Annotated in this window: 7 protein-coding genes, 3 tRNA genes and 2 pseudogenes; 10 read left to right on the forward strand and 2 right to left on the reverse strand. The window is 33.3% G+C overall.

Features of this window, described 5'->3' with window-relative positions:
- Window positions 1–1,202: 1,202 nt before the first annotated feature.
- From dtpA to ARSQ2_RS03110, 10 genes are all read left to right on the forward strand, one after another.
- Window positions 1,203–2,666 (forward strand): dipeptide/tripeptide permease DtpA, encoded by a 1,464-nt coding sequence (dtpA, locus tag ARSQ2_RS03060; protein ID WP_420837729.1) that lies wholly within the window; start codon window positions 1,203–1,205, stop codon window positions 2,664–2,666.
- A 1,439-nt stretch (window positions 2,667–4,105) separates the two neighbouring features.
- On the forward strand, window positions 4,106–4,678 hold the full coding sequence (locus ARSQ2_RS03065; RefSeq protein WP_181994312.1) for a LuxR C-terminal-related transcriptional regulator: 573 nt from the start codon (window positions 4,106–4,108) through the stop codon (window positions 4,676–4,678).
- Entirely contained in the window at window positions 4,678–6,510 is a 1,833-nt protein-coding gene (gene uvrC, locus ARSQ2_RS03070; RefSeq protein ID WP_181994313.1) for an excinuclease ABC subunit UvrC, read from the forward strand. The genes ARSQ2_RS03065 and uvrC overlap by 1 nt, the downstream gene beginning before the upstream one ends.
- Before the next feature lie 55 nt (window positions 6,511–6,565).
- Window positions 6,566–7,114, forward strand: a complete 549-nt coding sequence (pgsA, locus tag ARSQ2_RS03075) for a CDP-diacylglycerol--glycerol-3-phosphate 3-phosphatidyltransferase (protein WP_181994315.1) — start codon at window positions 6,566–6,568, stop codon at window positions 7,112–7,114.
- Between the two features lie 131 nt (window positions 7,115–7,245).
- Window positions 7,246–7,321 (forward strand) — tRNA-Gly (locus ARSQ2_RS03080).
- 51 nt (window positions 7,322–7,372) lie between these two features.
- A tRNA-Cys gene (locus ARSQ2_RS03085) sits at window positions 7,373–7,446 on the forward strand.
- 7 nt (window positions 7,447–7,453) lie between these two features.
- Window positions 7,454–7,540: transfer RNA gene (locus tag ARSQ2_RS03090), tRNA-Leu, on the forward strand.
- A gap of 256 nt (window positions 7,541–7,796) precedes the next feature.
- Window positions 7,797–7,934: a hypothetical protein gene (locus ARSQ2_RS03095; protein WP_238334283.1), complete on the forward strand. Its 138-nt coding sequence runs from the start codon at window positions 7,797–7,799 to the stop codon at window positions 7,932–7,934.
- Between the two features lie 64 nt (window positions 7,935–7,998).
- Window positions 7,999–8,511, forward strand: coding sequence for a transposase (locus ARSQ2_RS12390; RefSeq protein WP_238334284.1), 513 nt, complete (start codon window positions 7,999–8,001; stop codon window positions 8,509–8,511).
- The gene (locus tag ARSQ2_RS03110) at window positions 8,498–8,674 is read left to right on the forward strand and encodes a hypothetical protein (RefSeq protein WP_181994316.1); all 177 of its coding nucleotides are present in this window, start codon (window positions 8,498–8,500) and stop codon (window positions 8,672–8,674) included. The genes ARSQ2_RS12390 and ARSQ2_RS03110 overlap by 14 nt, the downstream gene beginning before the upstream one ends.
- On the opposite strand, the pseudogene ARSQ2_RS03115 reads toward ARSQ2_RS03110, so the two are convergent.
- Together ARSQ2_RS03115 and ARSQ2_RS13540 are read right to left on the reverse strand one after the other, a co-directional pair.
- Window positions 8,606–8,927, reverse strand: a pseudogene (locus tag ARSQ2_RS03115) (class I fructose-bisphosphate aldolase); the annotation flags it as partial. The gene ARSQ2_RS03110 and the pseudogene ARSQ2_RS03115 overlap by 69 nt on opposite strands.
- Before the next feature lie 93 nt (window positions 8,928–9,020).
- Window positions 9,021–9,218 (reverse strand): annotated as a pseudogene (locus ARSQ2_RS13540) (transposase); the annotation flags it as partial.
- Window positions 9,219–9,271: the final 53 nt, after the last annotated feature.

The raw sequence follows: 9,271 nt of genomic DNA on the forward strand, positions 1-9,271 counted from the left end.
TAGTTTCTAAAACATCTCATTCGTGCAATTCTAATGACTTATTGGCAGAATTGGCTGGGAATATTGACAATGTGTATAGAAATAATTAAATTTCAGCAGATAAGTAATAAAATTTACAATAGCAATAAATTTATTTTTCATAAAAATGGTATGATTATTTTAATAATATAAATAAATTTAATGCTTTCTATTTTGTAATAAAAATTTTTACGATAATAATTAATTAATATTTTTCTCGCTAGCGTTACATAATTATTATTAATAAATATAATTTTTACTAAAGTTTAAAATAATAATTTTACTTTATATGGTATGTTTTTATCTAATTTAGCACTTATTTGAAATTCTATTTTTTATAAAATATCTAATCATTAAAATTAACTCTAGTATTTTGATTGATTCATAACTCTTCTATATTTAGTTAGTAACACTTTTTATAATTAATTTTTATATAATATTAAAAAATTAAATAATATTATTTTTTCCTAGAATTGAGTAGTTAGGTAAAATAAGGTTTAGCAATTAAGTTTTTTGAGCATAAGATATCCAATTTATACTGATTTATTTTTTGAATCCGATATTTTCCATTAATTATTATATTATCAATATGTTTATTATAAATTTTTATTAATTGCATTATTGGCTTATAACTTTCTGTAAATAATTATGTTGATTTTTGTTGTATTACATTCCAATTGATCAATGTGTTTTTTAGATTAAATAACATTTTGACAAAATATGAAGTTATTATTACATAATATAGATTTTTTAAAATTAAATTTTAATTTCAAATGGAAACTAAAGTATCAGTTGATAGTCATATATCTTCTAAATTTTTCCTGTTGTTATACTTTACTACTAATTAATTCTTTATTTTATGCATAAATGGCGTATATTGCTATATATGCTTCATTTACTTATGTAAAAGTTAGATGTTGAAAACAGAATATGGAATGTATTCAAAAATCTTAACTTATTGAATATATTTTCTATATTGGTTTTCTTCCCGCGTTGTTACAAGAATAAAAATAACGTGTTATAAATGATGGTGATCGCATGATTATGTCGTAATTGACAAACTAACCGTGATCACTAGTTGCGATTATTTAGCTTTTATTTGATATTTTAACTTATAACTATAAAGTAAACGACAATGTTGCATGCATGTGCATATAAACGTATTAGCTGTATAGAGGTAACTTGTGTCCACAATGAATAATACCAAGAATATCAGTTTGAATGCTTTCAAACAACCACGTTCTTTTTATCTCATTTTTTCAATTGAACTATGGGAAAGATTTGGCTTCAGTGGTTTGCAGGGGATTTTGACAATCTATTTAACTCAAATGTTAGGAATGTCTGAAGCTCAATCTTTTATATTATTTTCTGCTTTTACTGCACTGGTCTATGGTTTTGTTGCAATTGGTGGATGGTTAGGTGATAAGATATTAGGTACAAAAAGGGTTATTATACTTGGTGCTATCGTACTTATTTTTGGTTATGCTTTTATTGCTTATTCCAGTCACGATGTTTTATTAGTGTATCTTGGATTAGCAACCATTGCTGTTGGTAATGGTTTATTTAAGGCAAATCCTTCTTCGTTACTTTCTATTTGTTATGATAAAAATGATCAACGTCTCGATGGTGCATTTACAATGTACTACATGGCTGTCAATATCGGTTCATTCTTTTCTATGTTGGCGACCCCCTGGCTGGCAAAGCACTATGGCTGGGATATTGCATTTTCATTGAGTGTAATTGGCCTGATTATTACTTTAGTTAATTTCTTAGTATGCAGAAATTGGGTTAAAGACTATGGCTCTAAACCTGATTTTCAATCAATCGAATTGTCTAAATATTTATTTACTATTGTCGGTATAGTAGCACTTATTATACTGTCTAATTGGTTATTGCATAATATGGCTGTGGCAAGAGCCGCCCTGGCAATCATTTTATGTTTTATTGTAATTATTTTTGTTAAGGAAACTATTGCATTAAAGGGTACCGCTCGCAGAAAAATGATTGTGGCTTTTATTTTAATGATAGAGGCAGTTGTATTTTTTGTACTATATAGTCAGATGCCAACATCATTAAATTTCTTTGCTATACACAATGTAGAGCATAATATTTTGGGTATTAGTATTGAGCCCGCCCAATACCAAGCTTTGAACCCACTTTGGATCATGCTTGCTAGCCCGATACTTGCATCGATATATAATAAAATGGGTGATAATTTGCCTATGCCTTATAAATTTGGGATCGGAATGGTAGTTTGTTCGACTGCATTTCTTATATTACCATTAGGCGCAAAGTTTGCGAATGAAGCAGGTATTGTTTCTGTTAAATGGTTAGTACTCTCTTATGGATTGGAAAGTATTGGTGAGTTGATGATTTCTGGCTTGGGACTAGCAATGGTTGCGCAGCTAGTACCTCAACGCTTGATGGGATTTATTATGGGTTCATGGTTTTTAACCAGCTCAGCTGCTGCTTTTATTGCAGGTTTTATTGCTTCTATGACGGCAACTCCTCAAGGTGAATTATTAAGTCCTTTAGTATCATTGAGCATATATAGTCATGTTTTCATGAAGATAGGTATAGTAACAGCAGTTATTGCATTAATTATGTTACTTACGGCGCCATTACTTAATCGTATTACTCAAGTATAAATTAGATATCTTATACATAAGAAGCTATTGAAGATATTTTCAATAGCTTTTTTATTATTATAATTTCAAATAATTGAGTGCTTTTACCTTTCCGTATCAATTTAAACAGAAATTTTTGGAAAGTCAGCATTGATTTGATTAAGCAATTTTTTGTTAAACATTTATCATTTTTGAGATAGTCAAATAGCATAATAACGAGCCAGATCACATATATATTACTCAATCCTTTTAGTTAAAAATAGTTATTGATTTTAAAAAATTTCTATTTTTCTATTTTTTTAATAATAAAATGGCATGTTTATGCAGTATGAGGATCAATCTTTATATCAGCCTGTTATATTAAAAACAGAACAGACTTGTTATGAAATCTCTGTCTGTAATTGTATGATATGTCAAAAATGGAATAGTGATTTGTTAATGACCTTTATTGTTCAAAATGGTTTTTCCATCGAAGGTAATTACTATGTTAGTTATTGTCGCTATTCTATATGGCTAATGCGAATCTTTTGCCATAAATATGGTACGCATCTTTTTTCTAAGACGTTTAAACCTGAACGTTATTATGCCAGTGCTGTTTTATTTGAAAAGAGTAAAATGGGTTTTCTAGTTACTCAATTTTATGTTGATTGTAATCCTTTTCATTATAACCTTACTAAAAAACGGCATTGTTTACAGAACAACATATCCTTAATAATTAAAAATAAATTAAACCAGTTTTTTTATATTTATAATTCTATAATCATTAGTATCTTGGTAATATTTTAGTTAATGGTATTGAGGAGATTCAATGAAAATAACTGAATATAATATAAATATATCTAGGTTATTACAGCCGACTTTAAATTTTAGCTCGTTGAGCTTAGCAATATTACTGGTATTTTTTAGCTAATAAAGCTTATTCTTTAGCATTATTATTTAGTATTAATTTAACACAATCATCTTACTGTTTACTTGCAGCTATCTTTAGTTATTTTATTTATTTTGTATTCATTTCTTTATTCATTAAATATTTCCAATCAGATTATCATTTTTCTTTAGGTATTTTTTTATTTGGCACTATATTTGTTGTCAGTTTGATTATTACCTCATAAATCTGGTTGCGATGCTTTACAGATGGATCGCTTTTGTTATTGTTTTTGGTTTTATGTTTTGCAAATTTTGAAAAAATAAAGTGCAAAAAATAGTAAAAATTTATATTTCAAATTATTTTATATTGATTATAACAGTATCTTGGAATAATATTATTTTTATTTTATTAAATTTCTATTTTTATTTATAAAATATAGTGATTGCCTAGCATAAATAAATTTATTTATTAATGATAATGACATTTTCATTACTTATAAGAAGAGGGAGATTTCTTTGATCAGTGTATTATTAGTGGAAGATAATGAGTTTATTAGATTGGGAATGCAGTCTATTTTTGATAAAAAAAGGGTATGAAAATAGCTGGGCATGTTGTCTCTTTGAATAAAGCCATACAATGGTGCCGAAAAAATACGGCGGAAATTATTTTATTAAATGGCAGAACAAGCGACTATGAATTAATTAAAAAATTACAAAGTTTAATTAGGATGATCCGTGATATAGACATAATTATGTATTCTACTGAAAAGAAAAATATCTATTTAATGAAGGCGCTAGAAGCTGGAGCACGAGGTTTACTGAGTGTGAAGGCGAAAAAAAGCGATTTACTGCATGCCATTCGTGTCGTTAAATTAAAGCAAAAATATTTGTCGCCGGATATTGCACAATGGCTGGTATTGCATCAATTAGATACAGAAATGAGCAATCCTTTAAACCTTTTATCTGATCGTGAATTACAAATTATGCTTATGGTGACGCGTGGTATACCAGTTGGCGAAATAGCAAAACAGCTCAACTTAAACACAAAAACAATAAATAGCTATAGATATAGAATGTTTAGTAAACTAAAAGTGCGTAGTGATGTAGAATTAACTCATATAGCTATAACGGATGAGATTGATTCAAACAGAGAGTTTTTATTATAGTGCCTGAACTATTTGAACCGAAAGTATTTTTGCAGACACTAACCAATCAACCAGGTGTATATCGTATGTACGATACATCTGGGGTGGTTATTTATGTCGGTAAAGCTAAGGATTTAAAAAAACGGTTAGCGAGTTATTTTAGAGGGCAAGTAACGAGCCGTAAAACCGAAAAACTTGTTAAAAATATTGCTCAGATTGACATTACTGTAACACATACAGAAACCGAGGCTTTATTACTTGAACATAACTATATTAAACTTTATCAGCCTCGTTATAATGTTCTGTTAAGGGATGATAAATCCTATCCTTATATTTTTTTAAGTGCGGATAAACATCCACGTTTGACTATGCATCGTGGTGCTATGAAGGCAAAGGGGGACTATTTTGGCCCATTTCCAAGTGTTCATGTTGTCAGAGAAACGCTGGCTTTATTACAAAAGTTATTTCCATTGCGTCAGTGTGACGACAGTGTCTATCGCAACCGATCCAGACCATGCCTCCAATATCAAATTAATCGCTGTCTTGGGCCCTGTGTTAAGGGCCTGGTTGCTGATGCAGAATATCATCAACAAGTAGAATATGTTCGTTTATTCTTATCGGGTAAGGATCAGCAAGTTCTTAATCAATTAATCCAAAATATGGAGCAGGCCAGCCAAGCTCTTAAATTTGAAAGTGCAGCGCGTTATCGCGATCAAATACAAGCCGTTAGAGCGGTTACAGAGCAACAATTTGTCACTGGTAATACGCAAGATCTAGATGTAATTAGCGTTGCTTATCACTTAGGTATTGCTTGTGTTCAGGTGCTCTTTATTCGCCAAGGGAAAGTACTTGGTAGCCGTAGTTATTATCCAAAGATCCCTGCAAATACGCAATTAAGTGAAGTTGTGCAAACATTTTTAGGTCAATTTTATTTACAGGGTAGTGAAATTCGGTCTTTACCAGCAGAAATATTATTGGATTTTTTATTACCGGAAAAAGCGCTATTTGCTAATTTATTGACTAAAATAGCGGGGCGTAAAATTAACATTCAAGTGAAACCGCGAGGTATAAAAGCTAAATATTTAAAACTGGCTCGTACTAATGCAGCGACAGCATTGACCACCAAAGTTGCACAACAATCAACTATTCACCAAAGAATAGAGGCATTAGCTGATTTTCTAGGACTAGAAAATATTTATCGCATGGAATGTTTTGACATTAGTCATACATCGGGGCAGCAAACTGTAGCATCTTGTGTTGTTTTTGATAGTAATGGGCCCTTACGTTCTGAATATCGTCGTTATAATATAATTGATATTACGCCTGGTGATGACTATGCTGCTATGTATCAGGTTTTAACGAGACGTTATGGTAAACATGTAGATGAAAATAAAGTACCAGATGTTATTTTTATTGATGGTGGCAAGGGACAACTAGCTCAAGCAATCGGTGTATTCCAGGCATTAAATGTTGATTGGGACATAACGGGACCCAAATTGATAGGGGTAGCTAAAGGACATGATCGCAAAGCCGGCTTAGAAACATTGTTTTTTAAACCTGATGGAGAAGGTCTTTCATTACCGCCTGATTCACCAGCGCTACACTTAATACAAAATATTCGTGATGAATCACATAATCACGCGATTACAGGACATTGTCAGCGTAGGGCGAAAGTTAAAAATACCAGCACCTTAGAGTCTATTGTAGGGGTAGGTCCTAAACGCCGGCAGATGCTACTTAAATATATGGGGGGCTTACAAGCTTTACGTAATGCGAGTCTTGATGAAATGGCAAAAGTGCCAACGATTTCATATGCACTAGCAGAAAAAATTTATAATGCGTTAAAGCAATAAGCGTAGTGGAATTGTATATATATATTTTATTTTGGCCAGACAATTATAGAGCATGATACAATTAAATATTCCAACTTGGTTAACACTTTTTCGTATCATATTGATTCCGTTTTTTGTGGTATTTTTTTATCTTCCTTTTCACTGGGCGCCTTTTTTTTGTGCGTTTCTTTTTGTCATTGCTGCGTTAACTGATTGGTTTGATGGTTTTCTTGCCAGATTGTGGCAGCAAACAAGCAGATTTGGTGCATTTTTAGATCCGGTCGCTGATAAAATTATGGTAGTAACGGCATTAGTTTTGGTGACCGAATATTATCATACTTGGTCGGTTACATTACCGACAGTGACTATGATAGCGCGTGAAATCATTATTTCCTCATTACGGGAATGGATGGTGGAGGTAGGAAAACGTAGTTGTGTAGCTGTTTCTTGGATTGGAAAATTTAAAACAGCCGCGCAGATGCTCTCATTAGTTGGATTACTGTGGCATCCTAATATTCAAATTGAGGTAATTGCTCTCATATTACTTTATTTTGCGGCTATTTTAACGTTTTGGTCTATGTTTCAATATTTATCTGGCGCCTGGAAGAATTTGAATGAATCTTGATCGAAATGATTGAAAAATCAGCGAACGAACCGAATTAATTAATAGTAGTATTGACTCAATACAGCAAACAAGTAGAATGCAGCGCATCAAACGATGCCGGGTTTAACAAACTAACTAAGTATTGTGAGAATGCGGGAATAGCTCAGTTGGTAGAGCACGACCTTGCCAAGGTCGGGGTCGCGAGTTCGAGTCTCGTTTCCCGCTCCAATATCAGCCCTACATACAATATCAGCCCTACATATAAGCTAGATTAAGTAGGGCGCGTTGGCAGAGTGGCCATGCAGCGGATTGCAAATCCGTCTACCTCGGTTCGACTCCGGGACGCGCCTCCAGAATTTAGCCCAGGTGGTGAAATCGGTAGACACAAGGGATTTAAAATTCCTCGGACTTAAGGCTGTGCGGGTTCAAGTCCCGCCCTGGGCACCATATTAAAAACTTATTGATTATCAACGAGTTAAAAAAGAAACCCAAAGGGTTGCTTTTTTTGTGAGTTAAATCACGTTTCACTATTATTTCGCTATTAACTTTCACTATATGATTTCACTATATTTTTGTCACCGCTCTGTTTTCTGACCACCCACTATTGGAATAATATTTATTTTTCTCTCATAGCGAGCAATTTGTGTCATATTTTTATGACCTGATATTTGTTGTTTTCTGATAGGAGGCAATGCCGCAGGTGATGACATTGTCAACCGAAGGCGATGAGCAGAAAACACAGGAAATACAATTTTTAGAAGATGAGCAAGCAGAAACCGTTGATACCTCTAAAAATGGGATTACCCAGATTTATAACACTGGCACAGTCTCACTAGTGTGAGTCAGCTATTGTTAGCGGAACTGGCACCAAATGGAATAGTAATAATCCTGTTGTTTTGATTGGCATGTTAATACTTATAAAATATAACAATATTAATTATCCTTACCTGATCAAAGCGGTTAACAGTGGCAATGAATTAGTTCTAGCGGAAAAAGCGATATTTAGTGCAACAAATACCACCTATACCATTAATCTTACTGAACCCAGAAACAATAGTGACGCCGCACCTGCCTTGGTCGCCGCGAATGCCTATATTATTTATTTTTTGCAAAATATGGATACTTGGCTGACAGAAACTGGTGTAGTTGAGATCACCCCGCCAAGCGGGAAAACGGTTAAATTAAAGTCGATTAAAGCACTGGAAAAACTTATCGAAAAAACAGGCAAAACTGTGGGTGATAAATTTGATAAAAACAGTGTTGTGCAAACAATTGGTAGAACTACTGATAAAGTTATGAGTCAAAATGCAACTTTTCACAAGAAACAGAGTATTCAACAAGTCATCATCGATGCGGGGCATATGGTGGAATATTTGCCTACCTATTCGCCAGATCTTAATCCAATTGAACATAAATAGGCACAAGCTAAATGCAAAAAAAGAGCGCTCGGATGCGACACAGATATTTTGTTCGCACTCACAATATGGTGTAATCAAAATTAAGTTGAGCTATACAGCCGGCTTCAATAGCCAATTCGACAATATGTTTAGGATCGAAATAAAGTGGATTAGCCGCGAATGAGGCAGCCGCCGAATGTTCTACGCCTTGATCTATTGGAAGAATTGAAAGGTAGCCACTATCTGAGAGTCTGCCGTGATCAAATAGGGTTTGCATCGAGCGTAAAACTGGGTTTGGACGGTTATTATCTATCATAACGCGATCAATAAAATTGGTGCCGGGTAGGTATAATTTTTCTTGGGCGATGGTTTGGCAGCGATGCTTGCTGTAATAGATTGTCAGCTTCCGCGCCTAGCAATGTCTCGATATCGGTCATATAGCTAAGCGATTTAATTTTGATTACACTTATATTGAGTGCGAACAAAATATCTGTGTCGCATCCGAGCGCTCTTTTTTTACATTTAGCTTGTGCCCATTTATGTTCAATTGGATTAAGATCTGGCGAATAGGTAGGCAAATATTCCACTATATGCCCCGCATCGATGATGACTTGTTGAATACTCTGTTTCTTGTGAAAAGTTGCATTATCCATCATCATTACACTGTTTTTAGGAAGTACTGGGATAACGACTTGGGTGACCCCTGCATAGAAAACATCGCTGTTAATATTGAATTAATATCAAATAATCCGATAGGAAACAGCGTTGTGCCCAATAAAGC

It is taken from the genome of Arsenophonus endosymbiont of Bemisia tabaci Q2, assembly GCF_902713415.1.
Taxonomy (GTDB): domain Bacteria; phylum Pseudomonadota; class Gammaproteobacteria; order Enterobacterales; family Enterobacteriaceae; genus Arsenophonus.

What these genes read in the sequence shown, in the direction of transcription:
- ARSQ2_RS03065 (WP_181994312.1), top strand. Translation starts at nt 4,106, where the DNA reads ATGAAAATAGCTGGGCATGTTGTCTCTTTGAATAAAGCCATACAATGG.
- ARSQ2_RS12390 (WP_238334284.1), top strand. Translation starts at nt 7,999, where the DNA reads ATGTTAATACTTATAAAATATAACAATATTAATTATCCTTACCTGATC.
- ARSQ2_RS03095 (WP_238334283.1), top strand. Translation starts at nt 7,797, where the DNA reads ATGACATTGTCAACCGAAGGCGATGAGCAGAAAACACAGGAAATACAA.